The 16,824-nt window shown below is 70.9% G+C and carries 18 protein-coding genes; 3 read left to right on the top strand and 15 right to left on the bottom strand.

Annotated elements, in window-relative coordinates:
* Positions 1-6: 6 nt before the first annotated feature.
* Entirely contained in the window at positions 7-945 is a 939-nt protein-coding gene (locus ACN28F_RS17905) for an alpha/beta fold hydrolase (RefSeq protein ID WP_289209071.1), read from the top strand.
* A gap of 45 nt (positions 946-990) precedes the next feature.
* On the opposite strand, the gene ACN28F_RS17900 is transcribed toward ACN28F_RS17905, so the two are convergent.
* From ACN28F_RS17900 to eccB, 5 genes are all read right to left on the bottom strand, one after another.
* The gene (locus ACN28F_RS17900; protein WP_289209070.1) at positions 991-1,356 is read right to left on the bottom strand and encodes a hypothetical protein; all 366 of its coding nucleotides are present in this window, start codon (positions 1,354-1,356) and stop codon (positions 991-993) included.
* Positions 1,353-3,317 (bottom strand): SseB family protein, encoded by a 1,965-nt coding sequence (locus tag ACN28F_RS17895; RefSeq protein ID WP_289209069.1) that lies wholly within the window; start codon positions 3,315-3,317, stop codon positions 1,353-1,355. The genes ACN28F_RS17900 and ACN28F_RS17895 overlap by 4 nt, the downstream gene beginning before the upstream one ends.
* A 148-nt stretch (positions 3,318-3,465) precedes the next feature.
* On the bottom strand, positions 3,466-3,759 hold the full coding sequence (locus ACN28F_RS17890; RefSeq protein ID WP_289209068.1) for a WXG100 family type VII secretion target: 294 nt from the start codon (positions 3,757-3,759) through the stop codon (positions 3,466-3,468).
* Between the two features lie 46 nt (positions 3,760-3,805).
* Positions 3,806-4,123, bottom strand: a complete 318-nt coding sequence (locus ACN28F_RS17885) for a WXG100 family type VII secretion target (protein ID WP_289209067.1) — start codon at positions 4,121-4,123, stop codon at positions 3,806-3,808.
* 124 nt (positions 4,124-4,247) lie between these two features.
* Positions 4,248-5,639 (bottom strand): type VII secretion protein EccB, encoded by a 1,392-nt coding sequence (gene eccB / locus ACN28F_RS17880; protein ID WP_421358758.1) that lies wholly within the window; start codon positions 5,637-5,639, stop codon positions 4,248-4,250.
* A 132-nt stretch (positions 5,640-5,771) separates the two neighbouring features.
* On the opposite strand from eccB, the gene ACN28F_RS17875 reads away from it, so the two are divergent.
* Positions 5,772-6,158, top strand: coding sequence for a phage holin family protein (locus tag ACN28F_RS17875; RefSeq protein ID WP_289209065.1), 387 nt, complete (start codon positions 5,772-5,774; stop codon positions 6,156-6,158).
* A gap of 70 nt (positions 6,159-6,228) precedes the next feature.
* A complete protein-coding gene (locus ACN28F_RS17870; protein WP_421358757.1) occupies positions 6,229-6,690 on the top strand; it encodes a GNAT family N-acetyltransferase in 462 nt (153 codons plus the stop codon).
* Positions 6,691-6,728: 38 nt separating this feature from the next.
* Here ACN28F_RS17870 and ACN28F_RS17865 read toward each other — a convergent pair whose 3' ends face one another.
* The 10 genes from ACN28F_RS17865 to nuoI all read right to left on the bottom strand — a co-directional run bounded on the left by ACN28F_RS17865 (position 6,729) and on the right by nuoI (position 16,823).
* Complete coding sequence (locus ACN28F_RS17865; protein ID WP_421358755.1) at positions 6,729-7,418, bottom strand: anti-sigma factor family protein; 690 nt, start codon at positions 7,416-7,418, stop codon at positions 6,729-6,731.
* Positions 7,415-7,909, bottom strand: coding sequence for a sigma-70 family RNA polymerase sigma factor (locus ACN28F_RS17860; RefSeq protein WP_282229466.1), 495 nt, complete (start codon positions 7,907-7,909; stop codon positions 7,415-7,417). The genes ACN28F_RS17865 and ACN28F_RS17860 overlap by 4 nt, the downstream gene beginning before the upstream one ends.
* Positions 7,910-8,001: 92 nt before the next feature.
* Positions 8,002-8,796, bottom strand: coding sequence for an IclR family transcriptional regulator (locus ACN28F_RS17855; RefSeq protein ID WP_282224271.1), 795 nt, complete (start codon positions 8,794-8,796; stop codon positions 8,002-8,004).
* 259 nt (positions 8,797-9,055) lie between these two features.
* Positions 9,056-10,114, bottom strand: coding sequence for a polyprenyl synthetase family protein (locus tag ACN28F_RS17850; RefSeq protein ID WP_289209062.1), 1,059 nt, complete (start codon positions 10,112-10,114; stop codon positions 9,056-9,058).
* A 45-nt stretch (positions 10,115-10,159) separates the two neighbouring features.
* Positions 10,160-11,668 carry an NADH-quinone oxidoreductase subunit NuoN gene (nuoN, locus tag ACN28F_RS17845; protein ID WP_421361436.1) on the bottom strand — a complete coding sequence of 503 codons (1,509 nt, stop codon included), beginning with the start codon at positions 11,666-11,668 and terminating at the stop codon, positions 10,160-10,162.
* A 44-nt stretch (positions 11,669-11,712) separates the two neighbouring features.
* Positions 11,713-13,248: an NADH-quinone oxidoreductase subunit M gene (locus ACN28F_RS17840; protein WP_289209060.1), complete on the bottom strand. Its 1,536-nt coding sequence runs from the start codon at positions 13,246-13,248 to the stop codon at positions 11,713-11,715.
* A complete protein-coding gene (gene nuoL, locus ACN28F_RS17835; protein ID WP_289209059.1) occupies positions 13,245-15,164 on the bottom strand; it encodes an NADH-quinone oxidoreductase subunit L in 1,920 nt (639 codons plus the stop codon). Before nuoL ends, ACN28F_RS17840 begins: the two co-directional genes overlap by 4 nt.
* Positions 15,165-15,175: 11 nt before the next feature.
* Positions 15,176-15,475 (bottom strand): NADH-quinone oxidoreductase subunit NuoK, encoded by a 300-nt coding sequence (gene nuoK / locus ACN28F_RS17830; RefSeq protein WP_289209058.1) that lies wholly within the window; start codon positions 15,473-15,475, stop codon positions 15,176-15,178.
* Entirely contained in the window at positions 15,472-16,230 is a 759-nt protein-coding gene (locus tag ACN28F_RS17825) for an NADH-quinone oxidoreductase subunit J (RefSeq protein WP_289209057.1), read from the bottom strand. The genes nuoK and ACN28F_RS17825 overlap by 4 nt, the downstream gene beginning before the upstream one ends.
* Positions 16,227-16,823 (bottom strand): NADH-quinone oxidoreductase subunit NuoI, encoded by a 597-nt coding sequence (gene nuoI / locus ACN28F_RS17820; RefSeq protein WP_353850503.1) that lies wholly within the window; start codon positions 16,821-16,823, stop codon positions 16,227-16,229. The genes ACN28F_RS17825 and nuoI overlap by 4 nt, the downstream gene beginning before the upstream one ends.
* Position 16,824: the final 1 nt, after the last annotated feature.

Below are 16,824 nucleotides of genomic sequence, written 5' to 3'. Positions count from 1 at the left end.
GTGGCCATGGCAGATGACGGCGGGGCGGTCGGTCCGGTGGACGAGTCCTGCGTGCTCATCGACGGCCCATGGGAGCACCGGTACGTCGGCGCGAACGGCAGCAGGTTCCACGTCGTCGAGGCGGGCACCGGCCCGCTGGTGTTGTTCCTGCACGGTTTTCCCGAGTTCTGGTGGGCCTGGCACGAGATGCTGCCGGCCGTCGCCGACGCCGGGTACCGGGCCGTCGCGGTCGACATGCGCGGCTTCGGGGCCAGCGACAAACCACCCCGTGGCTACGACGGCTACACGCTGGCCGCCGACGTCACCGGCCTGATCCGGGCCCTCGGCGAGCGTTCGGCCGTCATCGTCGGCGCCGGGTTCGGCGGCATGATCGGCTGGACGGCCGCCGCGTTCCACCCCCGGATGGTGCGCCGGTTGGTCGTCATCGGGGCCGCCCACCCGCTGCGGCTACGATCGGCGATCTTCTCCGATCCACGGGGGCAGTTCACCGCCTCCACCCCGTCACTACGGTTCCAGCTGCCCCGCTACGAGCACGTGCTGACCCGCGACGACGCCACGATGATCGGTGAATTCCTCCGACGCTGGGGCGGGCCGGCCTGGACGGACGGGCCGCGCTTCGCCGAGTACGAGCAGCGGTGCCGCACCGCTATGCGGATCCCGCAGGCGTCGTTCTGCGCGCTGGAGGGCTACCGCTGGGCGTTCCGGTCACTGCTGCGGCTGCACGGCTACCGCTTCGTGAAACTGCTGCAGGAACCGCTGGTGACGCCGACGCTGCAGCTGCACGGTGCGCTGGACCCGGCGGTCCTGCCGCGTACCGCGCAAGGCTCCGGGCGGTACGTGATCGCCCCGTACGAGTGGCGGCTACTGGACGGGGTGGGCCACTTCCCGCACGTCGAATCTCCCGACGTGGTCCTCGGTGAGGTGCTGCGGTGGGCGAAGAGCTGACCGGGCCGATCCAGCGGCGCCCCGGCCCGGCGGCGGATCCGCGGCTCAGACCCGCTGCTCCCGCAGCTCGGTGACCTCGTTGGCCGGTGCCCAGCCCTGGTAGACACCGAAGTCGAACTCTTCCAGCCCGAGGGACTGGGCGACCGGGGCGCGTCCGCCGGTGTACTCGACCCGCAGCCAGCTGTCGTGCTTGGCGAGCACCACGAACGGCTGGCCGTGCCAGGTGCAGGTGGTCCGCACGTACGCCAGGTCGTCGATCTCGGCGGCCGGCACCACCCGGACGCACCGGCCGGGGCGGATGGCGGTGAATCCGTCGCCGTCGGTGGGCTGGTAGATCCGGACGTGGTCGCCGTCCGGGCTGGCGTCGTACTCCTGCCCCCGCCAGCGGGCGACGTAGCCGTCACGCATCATTCCTCCTTGACCCGCTGCCACGCCGCCTCGTCGACGTCCAGGCGGGCGACGAGAGTCTCGGTGCCGTCGGCGGTCAGCCGCCACAGCTGGGATCCGTGCGGCAGCCGGATGCTGTCCACCTTGAACTCGGCCACCACGTCGCTGCTCTCGCCCGGGGCGAACCCGTTGCCCCGGAACGGCGGACGCTCGATGACCCAGCCTTCCATCGCCCGCATCGCGGACTCGTGCTGCCCGCCGTAGGGGATGCGGTAGAGACTCGGCCGGTAGGCCGGCCAGCGGAGCACGAAGATCTCCGTCGCCGCCCGGTCGAACGGTGAGCCCGCGTAGCCCAGGCCGAGCGCGGCGTGCAGTTTGCCCGGGGTGTTCAGATGGGCGACCTCGGCGGCCCGGTGCACGAAGCCGGACACCCGGTCGTATCCGCGCTCCAGGTAGTAGTCGACCTGGCTGGCCGCGATGGCCTTCTGCATCATCGTCGGCTGGTCAGGATCGGTGCCACCGGTCGCGGCGACCGGCTGCGCGACCGGCGACTCGGCCGGCCGGGCCTCCGCCGGCTCGGCCTCGGTCTCGTCACCGAGGCCGAGCTCGGCGGCCCAGCTGGCCAGGCCGACGATCTCGGTGCCGGGCAGCTTCGCGCCGACCGGGGTGCCGGGGTTGATGACGAACGACCACTGGGTGTCGGGCCAACGCCGGATCAGCTGGACGAACTTGACCTCGACCGTTTCGAGCGGGCTGTCGAAGTGGTCGGCGATGCGTTCCGGCGACGTGAACACCAGGACGAAGGTGTCACCGTCCACTGTCTCGGTACGCCACACGAAGCCGTCGTCGCCGGGCCGCGCCCCGGCCGCAGACTCGGGCGAGACCGGCAGCAGGACCCGGGCGAGCAGCAGCGTGGAGAGGAAGGAGTTGCTGCCGCCGCCACCGGCAGCGGCGACCAGGTCGCGCTCGACGTCGTTCGCCGGATCGAAGACGACGGCCGGCTCAGGCTCCGGCAGCTGTGGCTCTGGCTCGGGCTGCGGCTGTACGGGCTGTTCGACGCGCTCGACCGGGGCGACCGTTGGCGCGGGGACCGGGCCCGGTGCCGCGACCTCGACCGGGGCTGGGGCGGGGGCTGGAGCTGGGGCGACGTTCGCCGGGGCCGGAGCAGCCGATGCGGGGGCCGACGCCGCAGGTTCGACCGGCGCCGGACCGGCAGGTGGTGTCGGGACACGACGCGGCAGGCCGTTGGGCCCTACGCCGCCACCGGCACTGCCACTCGTACGGGTCGACCCGTACGGCGGTGGGCTGGCAGGCGCCGGCGGCGCGGTCGGTGACGCCGTGGCGAGGTCGGGTTGCGGGCGGTGCGGCCACTGGCCCTGCGGGGCCGGGGTGGTCGGCGGCGCGGGTGCCGGTGGTGCGGGTGCCGGTGGTGCGGCGTGGTCGGTGGTGTACCGGTCGTGCGGCGGCGGCACGGGCTCCCCGGGCCGGGCCGGAGCACCGTGACCGCCCTGATCACCGTGACCGCCCATGCCGGTCGGCCCCATGCCGGTCGGCACGGTGGCGGTGGCCCGCGCGCGGGCCTGCCCGCCGCGGTTCGGCAGTCGCGCGTCGCCCCGCGCCAGCTGAGCGACGAACCAGGCCGGCAGCCAGCCTTCGATCGGCAGACCGGGGTTGACCGCCAGCCACCACTCGAGATTCGGCCAGGTGGCGGCGAGCTCGGCGAAGGTCACCCGACGGGCGGAACTGCCGTTGTCACCGAGGCAGGCGCGCAGGGTGACCGGGGAGGTGAAGGCGAGCACGTGGGTCCGGCCGTTGGTGGTCCAGGTACCCCAGCCGAGTGGAGCCTGACCGGCCAGCGCCTCCGCCGACACCGGCAGCAGCAGCTCCGTACCGGCCAGGATCTGGAAGTACAGCTCCTGGTCCTGCCGGAGCAGCGCATCACGCATCGCGGCCTCGACCTCGGTGGCCGGTTCCCAGTCGGTCACGGCCGCCCCCCTTCCGCCGGACAGGCCACACGCGTCGGATACAACCTACAAGGTGGGGCGGCGATCACAACGGCCGGCGGGGAGGCGTTCTCGATCACGCCCCGACTATCACTCAGCGTGCCGATCGAAACACAATTTCCCCGGCCGGTCACTGAAACAGCCGGACGTTGCGCTGCTCCGTACTGAGATAGTCGGCCGCCGATTCATCCACCGCCACCTTGATCTCCTGCAGCATCGTGCGCAACCGGCCGGCCGCCGCCCGCCAGTGCGCCTGGCGGGCCTCGTACGCCTGGCGGGCCGCGCCGTCCCAACTGCCGACCAGCGGCGCGGCGTCGCGCTCCACCTGATCGAGCTGGGTCTCCAGCGTGCGCAACGCCTGCTGGATGTCGACGCTCGCCTGCTGCAGCACCCGGAAGTCGACCACCAGGACGTCGTCGTTCATCGGGTCACCACCGACCCGCCGGCACCCGGAACCGGCACACCTCGGCTCACAGCGGCAGCTCGATGCGTCGGGCGACGGCCGCGACCCGGTCGGCGGCGGCCGTGTCGGTGCCGCGATAGTGCACGCCCGCGCCGCGCACCGCACCCGCCGTCTCGCGCAGCGCCCGGTGCAGGGCCGCCTGCTCCTGCGCCCACGCCGTCTTGACCTGCTCAAACGATCGGCCGCCGGCGCCCCGCCAGGCGCTGCGCACCGACTCGAGGCGCTGCAGCAGCCCGCGCAACATCGCCTGCAGCTCCTCGTCGGTCTGCTCGAACCGGGCGGCGACCTGCTGCATCGCCGCCGGATCGACCTGTGTCTGCGACATCTGACCACCCGTCATGTCTCGCCTGCCGTCACCCTCACCGACGAACGTAGCCGGGCCGGCCCCCCGGCGCTGCCCCGAACCCGTCCGCTGTGGATGACGTGCCGCCCGCTGCCGCTGCGGGCCGTCACCGGAGAGCGGCCCGCGCGTCCAACGCCGGGCCGGCCGGGACCAGCCCGACCACGTCGGCGGGCATCGGTACCGGCACCGCGTCGGGATAGCCGAGCACCGCGAGCGTCGCCGGATCGGTGACCTCGTGCCGCACCCCGGTCTCGGTGACCAGGCTGACCGGCGCCGGCGACAGCGCGGGCGCTGGCGCGGAGGCGGTCGCGGAGGCGGGCGCCGTACCGTCGCCTGCCGAGACCGCCCGGACGAGCGCCGCGCGGCCGGGTGGCACCTGCACCCCACCGGCCGCCGGCCCCGACGGCCCCGACGGATCCAGGTCGATCTCCACCGGAGCGTCCGGCGCGGCGATCCGTACGCAGAGCCGACCCTTCGCGGCTTCACGTAGTCGCGGTGTGGTCGCCGGTGGTGGCGCCGACCCGGACGGCGTCAGGTCCCCCGCGCCGGCAAGGGCACGGAACCTGCCCTGCGTCAGCGGAGTCGGCACCGCCTGGTCGTGGCTGGTGAGCAGCAGATCGGCCTGCACCTGGGTGATCTGCGCCAGTCCATCGCGCACCGCCACCGCGTACTGTCGCGATCCGCTCTGGGTCGCCACCACGAAGACCTCGCCGACCCGGGCCCCCGGTACGCCGGACGACCGGTCACCGACGCCGGGCACCGTCGGCCCGACCAGCTCGGCACCGGCCGGCACCGCCCGCAGGAACGCCGTCGCGACCGGCAGGGGCCGGTGCTGCCCCCAGCCGAGCGCGCCGCGCACCAGCTGCGGCTCCGGTACGCCGTGCCGCCGGCCGCGCCAGAGCAGCGCGACCGCGCCGTCGGGCGTCTGGACCAGCAGCCCGTCCTCACCCAGCGGACGGTTCGCCGCGCTCGTGACCCCGACCTGGACCACCGACGCCGGTGGGCCGGTCGCGGCGGACACTGCCGGCGTGGTGCCCGTGCAGACCGTCCAGGCGCCGTCGAGCAGGTCCTGCTGCTGCGGCAGCGAGTCGGGAGCGCCCTGGATGCCCAGCAGCGCACCCCGCGGCACGCTCCGCAGCGCGTCGCGGGACACCAGCACGGTGCGCGGCGGCGCGCTCGCCACGAGCAGCGCCGCCGAACTGTAGTTGTGCACCGGATGGAGCAGTCCGTCGCGGAAGACGTACCGGACACCGGACTCGCGCTCGACGATGATCGCCCGACCGTCCCGCCAGTCCTGCCGGGCCGACCCGGCGACCGCTCCGTACGCCGCCGCACCGCCCACTCCGATGACGGCGGCCAGCAGGCCGGCCAGGGCCACGGTCCCGGCCCGACCGCCCGGCACCGGCTGGGCCGGATCGGCGTCGCCGGTCACCAGTGCGGCCACCGTCCGGTTCCCCGCGTACCGGTGCGACCGCAGCAGTTCCCGCCGCGATGCCATCGCCCACCTCCGCACTCCACCTGGGACAGCGCCGACAACCCGGCGTGACCGGTCGGTCGACGGTGAGAGATCGTATCGCCGACCGACGATGCGGGGCGGTACGGCGATCCGCAGTCATGGCAAGATCCGGGGATGGGTTTCGTGACTAGCCTGCTCATTCGGCTCGGCAGCACCGCGCTCGCGTTCTGGCTCGCGACCTTCGTCATCCCCGGCATCAGCCTGGAGACCGACGCGGTCGGCGAAAGCATCGTCACGTTGCTGTTCGTGTCGGTGATCTTCGGTCTGGTGAACGCGATCCTGCAGCCGATCATCAAGACCCTGGGCTGCGGCCTCTACGTGCTGACGCTCGGCCTCATCGCGATCGTCGTGAACGGACTGCTGTTCCTGCTGACCGGGGTCATCGCCGAGCAGCTGGACCTGCCGTTCCAGGTCGACGGGTTCTGGCCGGCCGCCGTGCTCGGCGCGCTGTTCGTCAGCGTGGTCACCTGGCTGCTGGGGCTGGTACTGGACCGGGACTGACCGCCGGACATCGCGTCACCCGTTGGGAAACTCGTACGACAGCCGGTCGGCCGGGGCCTACGGTCGGCGAATGGTGTCGATCATGCTTGCGGACGGCCATCAGATCTGCGACGACCCGACCCGGGTCGACGTCGACCGGGTCCACGACTGGCTCTCCACTGACGCGTACTGGGCGCTGGGCCGCCCCCGGGAGGTGGTCGCCCGGTCGATCGCCAACTCACTGGTGTTCGGCGTGTACCGGGGCGGCGACGGTGGCCAGGTCGGTTTCGCCCGGGTCGTCACCGACCAGGCGACCTTCGGCTGGCTCTGTGACGTCTACATCGACCGGTCGGTACGGGGTCGTGGACTCGGCCGCCGGCTGGTGGCGGCGGCCCGCGACGAGCTGGCCCGGCGGGGCGTACGCCGGCTGCTGCTGGGCACCCTGGACGCGCACGGCGTCTACGCCGCGTTGGGCTTCGCCCCGCTGGCCGAGCCCGGCCGCTGGATGGAGCTGACGGCACCGCCGACTGCCGATCCGGCCCTCGGCCGCTGACCGCAGGCCCGGCCCGGCAGCCCGGCCGACCTGGTGGGTCAACCGACCTGGTGGGTCAGGATCGCCGATCCGTCGGCCCGCACCAGCTCCAGCCGTTCCAGGTCGGTCTGGGCGAACCGGGTGGCACCAGTGAAGACGATCTCCGCGCCGGGACTCACCGCCCACGACCCGACCCGCTGCTTCGCGCCGTCGCGGTCGTAGGCGACCAGCTCGAAGTTCATCGGTTCACCGTCCGGATTGGTCGGCTCCCACCAGCATCGCATCGTCACCTCGGTGCCGTTGGCGACGTTCTGCAGGCCGACCTCGGCGTGGATCGGCAACTGCGACGCCACCGGCTGCATCGCGGTGAGCTGCGTGCCGGGGTTGGTCTCCGGCGTACCGCCGGCACCGACCCAGCCGACCCCGAAACCGACCACGATCGCGAGTCCGGCGGCGGCCAACGTCGCGCCGGCGGTCTGCCAGCGCCGCATCCGGCGGCCCTTGCGGCGGGCCTGTCCGGCGGCGGTGACCAGCGTCGCCAGCCGGGGTCCGGCCGACGGTGGGTCGCTGATCTGCTCGAAACCCGCCGGGTCGAGCCGGCCGAGCAGACCCGGCAGTACGGCGATCTCGGCGACCGCCTGCCGGCAGCTCGGACATCCGCTGAGGTGGTGCTCGTACGCGGCACGTTCCGACGGGGACAGGGCACCCAGGACGTACGCGCCGTCGTCGTGCGCGTAGTCACACTTCACTGGGTCACCCCCATCTCCTCCAGCACCAACCGTAGCGAGCGCAGTGCGTAATGTGTACGTGACTTCACGGTCCCGGGTGGCACCCCGAGCCGGGCGGCCGCCTCGGAGACCGAGCGACCCCGGTAGAAACATTCGATCAGCACCTCGCGGTGCGGTGGGGACAACCGGCCGAGAGCCTCGGCCACCGTCCACGCCTCCACCGCGCGGTCCGCCTCGTCCACCGCGGGCGGTGGCTCCGGCAGCTCGTCGGTGACGACCTCCCCGACCCGTACGCTGCGTCGACGCCAGGCGTCGATGGCGAGGTTGCGGGCCGTGGTGAACAGCCAGGCCCGTACGGAGCCTCGCTCCGGGTCCAGCGACTCGGGGTGTCGCCAGGCCCGCAGCAGCGTCTCCTGCACCAGGTCCTCGGCTCGTTGGCGGTCACCGCCGGCCAGCCGCAGGGCATGGGCGAAGAGCGCGTCGCCGTGCTCTTCGTGCAACGCGCGCATCAGTTGTGAATCCTGGTCGGTCAAGAGGCGCCCTTCCCTTCCGCCTCTTGACACGTAGCCGCCGGCCCGGCGGTTCAACGTCCTGCGAAAACAGCTCAGTTCATCGGCTGTTCCGGCGCGGTCATCGCGTCGGCGACCGCTCGGGCGGCGGTCAGCAGCTTCGCGCGGACCACCCGGGCCGAGGTCATCATCTCGGCGGCCGGCAGCGCACACGCGATCGCGACCCGTCGTTCGACGTCCTTGTCGACGTTGACCATCACCGCCGCGCAGGCCACCCCCTGCCGGTACTGACCGATCTCCAGATGCATACCGCGCCGGTCGCCGACCGCGATGTCGGCCTCGAACCCCTCGATCGTCGTGATCGTCGCCGAGGTGAACGGCCGCATGCCGAATTCCTTGAGGTAGCGGAACCGCTGATCGGGGGTGAGGGTGGCGAGCAGCGCCTTGCCGAGCGCGGTCGCGTGGGCGCCTTCGTCGAAGCCGGGGACCATGTCCTCCAGGTACGGCGACCGCAGTCCGTCCGCTGAGGCCGTCACGGCCACCTGGGTGCCGACGAACCGGCCGAGATAGTGGCTGTAGCCGGTCTCGACGGCCGCCCGGCGCAGGGCCTCGCCCACCGCCGGCGGTCCACGGAACGCGGCCACCAGTTCCCGGTACCGGTCGGCGACCTCGAGCCCCACGATGTAGGTGCCGTCCTCACGACGGATCACATAACCCTCGTACGCCAGGGTGCGCACCAGGTGGTACGTGGTGGCCACGGTCAGCTCGCAGCGCCGGGCAATCTGTTTGACGGTCAGTCCGCGCGGGGCACGACCGACCGCTTCGAGCACCCGAAGTGCCCGTGAAACGCTCCGGATGAGGTCCGAAGGTTCCGCCAAGGGGTCGCGCACAACCACCTCCGCCGCCGGGGACTTACACCATATGAAAAGACAGCCGCCTGTGGAATGCCCTTTCGAATCAGGGGCACCAGATGGCGACTATCGGTGTGGCGCCCGACACGTACGGTTCATGCTATTGGCTGGCCTGAGCTCCTCGCAAATGGGAGCACCCACCGCCCCCGCCGTACCGCCCCTGGACAGCGGAAATCCGACTGCCAGGCTACGCCGACGACACCCTCCGGCAAGCCGGCCGTCGGCGGTACGGACCTCGTCAGTTGGTGCGGTCGGCGATGAAGTCGCAGAGGGACTCCATCGCCTGCCGGGCCGGCCCCGCCGGCAGCGGTGCCAGCCGGGACCGCGCCTCCTCGGCGTAGCTGCGCACGGTCTCCCGGGCCCGCTTGAGCGCCGGCGACTCGCGCAGCAGGCCAAGGGCTTCGGCGTGCAGGTCGTCGTCGGTCACCGGGCCGGCGGCCAGGATCTCCCGCAACCGCCGGGAGGCGGCGTCCCCGTCGTCGTCGGCCAGGGCGTACAGCATCGGCAGGGTCGGCACCCCCTCCCGCAGGTCGGTGCCGGGTGTCTTGCCCGACTGGGCCGACTCGGAGGCGATGTCGAGCAGGTCGTCGGAGAGCTGGAACGCCACGCCGATGATCTCGCCGTACCCGCCGAGGGCCTCGACGTGGGTCGGCGTCGCACCGCCGAACATGCCGCCGAACCGGGCGGACGTCGCGATCAACGAGCCTGTTTTGTCCCCGATCACCTGCAGGTAGTGGTCGACCGACGGTTCACCGTCGCGCGGACCGACGGTCTCGGCGATCTGACCGTGCACCAGCCGGGCGAAGGTGCGGGCCTGCAGCCGGACCGCCTCGATACCCAGGTCGGCGGCGAGATCGGCGGCCCGGGCGAACAGGTAGTCGCCGACCAGGATCGCCACCGAGTTGGTCCACCTGGAGTTGGCGCTGGGCGCACCCCGGCGCACCGGGGCCTCGTCCATCACGTCGTCGTGGTAGAGCGTCGCCAGGTGAGTGAGCTCCATCACCACCGCCGCCGGCACCACCAGCGGCCGGTCCGGGTCGCCGAAATGCGCGCCGAGCGCCACCAGCAGCGGCCGGAACCGCTTGCCGCCGGCCTCGACCAGGTGTCGGGCCGCCTCGGTGACGAACGGATCGGCGCTGAACACACTGTCGCGCAACTCGGCCTCGACCGACGCCATGATGCCGGTGACGGACGCCTGCAAGCGCGGGTCGACGATGTCGATCCCGATCGAGGTCACCGCCCCGCCGCCAGACGCGATGGAGCTGCCGTCAGCCGTCCTCACCACACCCCCAACCATGCCACAGCGGTCCGTGCGGCCCAGGTTGGGGGCGGGTGAGGTGACTCATCGGACAAACTCGGCGGCGTTGCTGGTGAGATCCAGCAGTGCGCCCGGCGCGACCCCGAGCAGCAGCGTGGCCAGTACGCCGATCATCAGCGCCGCCGAGGTCAGCGCCCCGGGGATCACCACCGTCGGGGTGGTCTCGCTCGGCTCACTCAGCCACATCATCACCACCACCCGCAGGTACGGGAAGGCGAGAATCATGCTGGTCACCACACCGGCGATCACCAGCCAGACCTGACCGTCCCCGACCGCCGCCCCGAACACCGCGAACTTGCTGGTGAACCCGCTGGTCAGCGGGATTCCGGCGAACGCCAGCAGGATGAAGGTGAAGATCCCGGCGAACAGTGGCGACCGGCGGCCCAGCCCGGCCCAGCGGGACAGGTGGGTGGCCTCACCCTCGTCGTCGCGGACCAGGGTCACCACGGCGAACGCCGCGATGACGATGAAGCCGTACGCCACCAGGTAGAACATCGTGCTGGCCAGGCCCTCGGCGGACAGCGACAGCACACCCACCAGCAGGTAGCCGGCGTTGGCCACCGACGAGTACGCCAGCAGCCGCTTGATGTCGGTCTGGGTGACCGCCATGATCGCCCCGACCAGCATGGTCAGGATGGCGATCACGCCCAGCACCGGGGTGAAGTCCCAGGCGGCCCCGTAGAAGGCCACGTGCAGCACCCGCAGCAGCGCGCCGAACGCGGCGACCTTGGTGCAGGCGGCCATGAAGCCGGTGACCGGGGTCGGCGCGCCCTGGTAGACGTCCGGTGCCCAGACGTGGAACGGCGCCGCGGTCGCCTTGAACAGCAGCCCGACGGAGATCAACGCGATGCCGGCGAAGAGCAGCACCGGGCTGGCGTTGGAGGTCTCCACCGCCGTACGGATGGTGGCGAAGTCGACCCCCGGTCCGGTCGGGCTGTCCACGCCGGAGGTGAAGCCGTAGGTCAGCGCCAGCCCGAACAGGAAGAACGCCGACGAGTAGGCGCCGAGCATGAAGTACTTCAGGGCGGCTTCCTGGCTGAGCAGCCGCCGACGGCGGGCCAACGCGCAGAGCAGGTACAGCGGCAGCGAGAAGGCTTCCAGGGCGATGAACATCGTCAGCAGGTCGTTGGCCGCGACGAACAGCAGCATGCCGGCGATGGCGAACAACGCCAGCGGGTAGACCTCGGTCGCGCCACCCCGGCCGGCCGCCTGCCTACGGTCCTCCGGCGAGTTGACCACGATCGCCGCCTGCGCGACGAAGGCGCCGCCGGTCTCCAGCGACCGTTCGCCGATCAGCAGCATCGCCATCACCCCGAGGACCAGGATCGCCCCCTGCAGGAACAGCGTCGGGCCGTCCACCGCGATCGCCTCGCCGGCGGTCACCGTCCGGGTGCCGCCCTGCATGACGACCGCCACCAGGGCGGCGACCATGCTGGCAAGGGTGAGCACCAGCTGCACCGGGTTGCGTACCGACCGGGGCACGAACGCCTCGACCAGCACGCCGACCATCGCCGCGCCGAACAGGATCAGCATCGGCGCGATCGCCGCGTAGCTGATCTCGGGGAACGAAATGTCGCTCACCGGGCCGCCTCCTGAATAACGCCCACGGTCGGGGCGGGGTCGGACCTGCCGACGTCATCGGACAACGTCGCCTCGATCGCCGGGTTGATGACGTCGGTCAACGGCTTGGGGTAGAAGCCGAACAGCAGGATCAGCGCGATCAGCGGGGCGACCACGATCTTCTCCCGCAGAGTGATGTCCCGCTTCATCGCCTCGACCTCGGTCAACGCCGGATTGAGCGTGCCCTGGGTGGTGCGCTGCACCATCCACAGCACGTACGCGGCGGCCAGGATGATGCCGAGGGTGGCGATCACAGCGACCGGCTTGTTCACCGAGAAGGTGCCGATCAGCACCAGGAACTCGGAGATGAACGGGGCGGTGCCGGGCAGCGCCAGCGACGCCAGTCCGGCGAAGAAGAAGACGCCGGCCAGCACCGGGACCAGTTTCCCGGCACCGCCGAAGTCGCTGATCAGCGCGGATCCGCGCCGCGCCACGAACATGCCGACGACCAGGAACAGCAGGCCGGTGGCGAGCCCGTGGTTGACCATGTAGAGCACCGCACCGGTGCCGGCCTGGGTGGTGAACGCGAAGATGCCGACGCCGATGAACCCGAAGTGCGAGATCGAGGTGTACGACACCAGTCGCTTCAGGTCGTTCTGGCCGACCGCGAGCAGCGCGGCGTAGATGATGCCGATCACCGCCAGCGTCAACGCCCAGGGGGCGAACCACTGGGACGCCTCCGGGAACAGCCCCAGGCAGTAGCGCAGGATGCCGAACGTACCGACCTTGTCCATCACGCCGACCAGCAGCGCGGCCGAGCCGGCCGGCGCGGCGCCACCGGCGTCGGGCAGCCAGGTGTGGAACGGGAAGAACGGTGCCTTGATCGCGAACGCCACGAAGAAGCCGAGGAACAGCCAGCGCTCCACGCCGGTGGACATGTCGATCTGGCTGAGCGCCTGCCAGTCGAAGGTCTGCCCGCCGACCACCCACAGGCCGATCACGGCGGCCAGCATGAACAGGCCGCCGACCAGCGAGTAGAGGAAGAACTTGACCGCCGCGTACTGCCGCTGGTGGCCGCCGTAGCTGCCGATCAGGAAGTACATCGGCACCAGCATGACCTCGAAGAACACGTAGAACAGGAAGATGTCGGCGGCCGCGAAGACGCCGATCATCGTGCCTTCGAGCAGCAGGAGCAGACCGAAGTAGACCGGCACCGACCGCTTCGACGCCTCCGCGTCGTGCCAGGAGGCGAGGATCACCAACGGCACCAGTACGGCGATCAGCATCAGCATGACCAGCGCGATGCCGTCGGCGGCGAAGGTGAAGTTCACCCCCCAGTTGGGGATCCACGGGTACGACTCACGGAACTGGAAGCGCTCACCACCGGCGGAGAAGGCGAACCACATCACCAGTGACAGCACCAGCACCGCCACCGACCAGCCGAGCGCCAGCCACTTGGCCAGCTCCCCCTGGCGGCGCGGGACGAGCGCCACCACGAGCGCGCCGACCAGCGGCGCCACGGTCAGCACCGAGAGGAACGGAAAGTCGTTCACGCCAGCCATCCCATCTGCAGGGCGAGGAACGCCGCGACCACCACGAAGGCACCGGCGAGCACAGACATCGCGTACGAACGCACGAAGCCGGTCTGCAGCCGCCGCAGCCGCCCGGAGCTGCCGCCGATCGCGGCGGCCAGGCCGTTGACCAGGCCGTCGACTCCCCGGTTGTCGAGGAAGACCAGCGCCCGGGTGAGGAAGACACCCGGCTTTTCGAAGACCGCCCGGTTGACCGCGTCGGTGTAGAGGTTGTTGCGGGCAGCGGTGACCAGTACGCCGGCCGGCTGCTCCTGCTCGGCGGTGCCGTTGCGGAACAGCAGCCAGCCGCCGACCGCGCCGATCACCGTGACCACCAACGCCAGGATGGTGACTGCGGTGTGCGACAGCATCGCCTCGTGGCCGCTCTCCTCGGCCCCGAAGACCGGGGTCAGCCACTCGGGCACCGAGGTGGACATCAGCCAACCGGCGGCGACCGAGCCGACCGCCAGCAGAATCAGCGGTACGGTCATCAGCGCCGGCGACTCGTGCGGGTGGTCGATGTCGGAGGTCCACCGCTTCGGGCCGTGGAAGGTCAGCACGAACAGCCGGGTCATGTAGAAGGCGGTCAGCCCGGCACCGAGCAGCGCGGCCCCGCCGAACAGCCAGGCGGTCCAGCCCTCCCGCTCGAAGGCCACCGCGATGATCGGCTCCTTGGAGAAGTAGCCGGACAACGGTGGGATGCCGATGATCGCCAGCCAGGCCAGCCCGAAGGTGGCCCAAGTGATCTTCATGTAGCGCCACAGGCCACCGAAGCGGCGGATGTCGGTCTGGTCGGACATGCCGTGCATCACCGAGCCGGCGCCGAGGAACAGCCCGGCCTTGAAGAAGCCGTGCGCCAGCAGGTGCACGATCGCCAGGGCGTACGCGCCGCCGCCGAGCCCGACACCGAGGAACATGTAGCCGATCTGGGAGACCGTCGACCAGGCCAGCACCCGCTTGATGTCGTCCTTGGCGCAGCCGATGATCGCGCCGATCAGCAGGGTGGCCGCACCGACGCTGACCACCACGGTCTGCAGCGTCGGGTTGGCCGAGAAGATCGGGTTGGACCGGGCGATCAGGTAGACGCCGGCGGTGACCATCGTCGCGGCGTGGATCAGCGCCGAGACCGGGGTGGGGCCCTCCATGGCGTCGGGCAACCAGGCCTGCAGCGGGAACTGGCCGGACTTACCGGTGGCACCGAGCAGCAGCAGCAGGCCCATCGCCAGGATCGTGCCGGAGGCCAGCGCGCCGGCGCCGGTGAAGACCGCGTCGAACTGGGTGGTGCCGAGGGTGGCGAACATCAGGAAGATCGCCAGCACCAGGCCGGCGTCGCCGACCCGGTTCATCAGGAACGCCTTCTTACCGGCGGTCGCCGCGGCCGGCAGGTTGTACCAGAAGGAGATCAGCAGGTACGACGCCAGACCGACGCCCTCCCAGCCGAGGAAGAGCATCACGTAGTTGTTGCCGAGCACCAGCACCAGCATCGCGGCGACGAACAGGTTGAAGTACGCGAAGAAGCGCCGCCGCCCCGCGTCGTGCGACATGTACTCGACCGCGTACACGTGGATCAGGAAACCCACGCCGGTGATCAGCAGCACGAAGACCGCCGACAGCGGGTCGAACAGCAGCCCGAAGTCCACCGACAGGCCACCGACCTCGATGAACTGCCACAGGCTCAGCTCGACCGCCCGGTTGTCCAGGCCGCGTAGCTGGAAGAAGTAGGTCAGGCCGAGGACGAAGATCGCCCCGACGGCGACCACGCCGAGCCAGTGCCCCCACTTGTCGGCGCGCTTGCCGAGCAGCAGCAGGATCGCCGCGCTGGCCAGCGGGATGGCCACCAGCAGCCACACGCTACTCAGCAGCCCCGTGGCCTGGGCGTACTCCACAGTCGGTTCCACGTGTGGGCCCCTTAGTACTTCAGCAGGTTGGCGTCGTCGACGCTCGCCGAGCGTCGAGTCCGGAAGATGGTCGTGATGATGGCGAGCCCCACGACCACCTCGGCGGCCGCCACGACCATCACGAAGAAGGCGATGATCTGGCCGTTGAGGTCACCGTTGATCCGGCTGAAGGTGACCAGCGCCAGGTTCGCCGCATTGAGCATCAGCTCGATGCACATGAACAGCACGATCGCGTTTCGGCGGACCAGCACGCCGACCGCGCCGATGGTGAACAGCACCGCCGACAGGATCAGGTAGTTGTCCGGAGTCATTTGTCAGTCCCCTTCGGGGCGGCCTCGCTCGGCGAAAGTTCACGCGTCGGCAGGATCGCCGGGATGCTCCGCTCGGTGAGCGTGCCGTCGGGCAGCCGGCCCGGCGTGGCGACCGAGGTGGAGGTGGCGTAGACACCCGGCCCCGGCTTCGGGCCCGGGTAGTTGCCCGGCGCGAACCGTTGCCGCATCATCTCCGGCTGACCGCGCCGCTCCTCCTTGCGCTTCTCGATGTGCGCCAGGATCAGCGCGCCGATCGCGGCGGTGGTCAGCAGAGCGGCGGTCACCTCGAAGGCGACCAGGTAGCGGGTGAACAGCAGAGCGGCGATGCCCTGGACGTTGCCGTCCGCGTTGGCCTGCTCCAGACCGACCGCCTGCACCCCGCCCAGGCCCCGATACAGCCCGGTGCCGACCAGCGCGGCGAAGCCGACGCCGAGCACGACGGCGGCGACCCGCTGCCCGCGCAGGGTCTCGATCAGCGAGTCCGAGGCGTCCCGGCCGACCAGCATCAGCACGAACAGGAACAGCATCATGATGGCGCCGGTGTAGACGATGATCTGCACCAGGCCGATGAACGGCCCGCCCTGCACGACGTAGAAGACGCCGAGGCAGAGCATGGTCAGGACCAGCCAGAGCGCGGAGTGCACCGCGTTGCGGGCCCACACCATGCCGATCGCGCCGAGCAGCGCGAGCGGAGCCAGGATCCAGAAGGTCACCGCCTCTCCAGTGGAGACCTCCGCTGCGAGGACCTCGGTCATGGCTTGGCCTCTCCCGTCGTCGTCCCCGAGCCGTCCTCGGTGCCCTGCTCCGACCAGGGCGCCCGTTCCGCACCGGCCGACGTACCGGGGTTGGTCAGCGCCCCGACGTAGTAGTCCTTCTCGCTGTCGCCCAGCCGCATCGGGTGCGGCGGCTGCTCCATGCCCGGCAGCAGCGGCGCCAGCAGCTGCTCCTTGGTGAAGATCAGGTCCTGCCGGGAGTCGCGGGCCAGCTCGTACTCGTTACTCATGGTCAACGAGCGGGTCGGGCAGGCCTCGATGCACAGCCCACAGAAGATGCACCGGGCGTAGTTGATCTGGTACGTGCTGGCGTACCGCTCACCCGGGGAGAACCGCTGTTCCTCGGTGTTGTCGCCGCCCTCGACGTAGATCGCGTCCGCCGGGCAGGCCCACGCGCACAGCTCACAGCCGATGCACTTCTCCAGCCCGTCCGGGTGCCGGTTGAGAATGTGCCGGCCGTGGTAACGCGGCGCGGACACCGGCGGCTTGAACGGGTAGTCGGTGGTGACCACCTTGCGGAACATGTGGGAGAAGGTGACCCCGAACCCCTTGAACGTTCCCGTGATCGCGCCCACG

The organism is Solwaraspora sp. WMMA2101 (genome assembly GCF_049179175.1).
Lineage (GTDB): Bacteria > Actinomycetota > Actinomycetes > Mycobacteriales > Micromonosporaceae > Micromonospora_E.
This window is presented reverse-complemented; position numbering and strand designations above follow the sequence as displayed.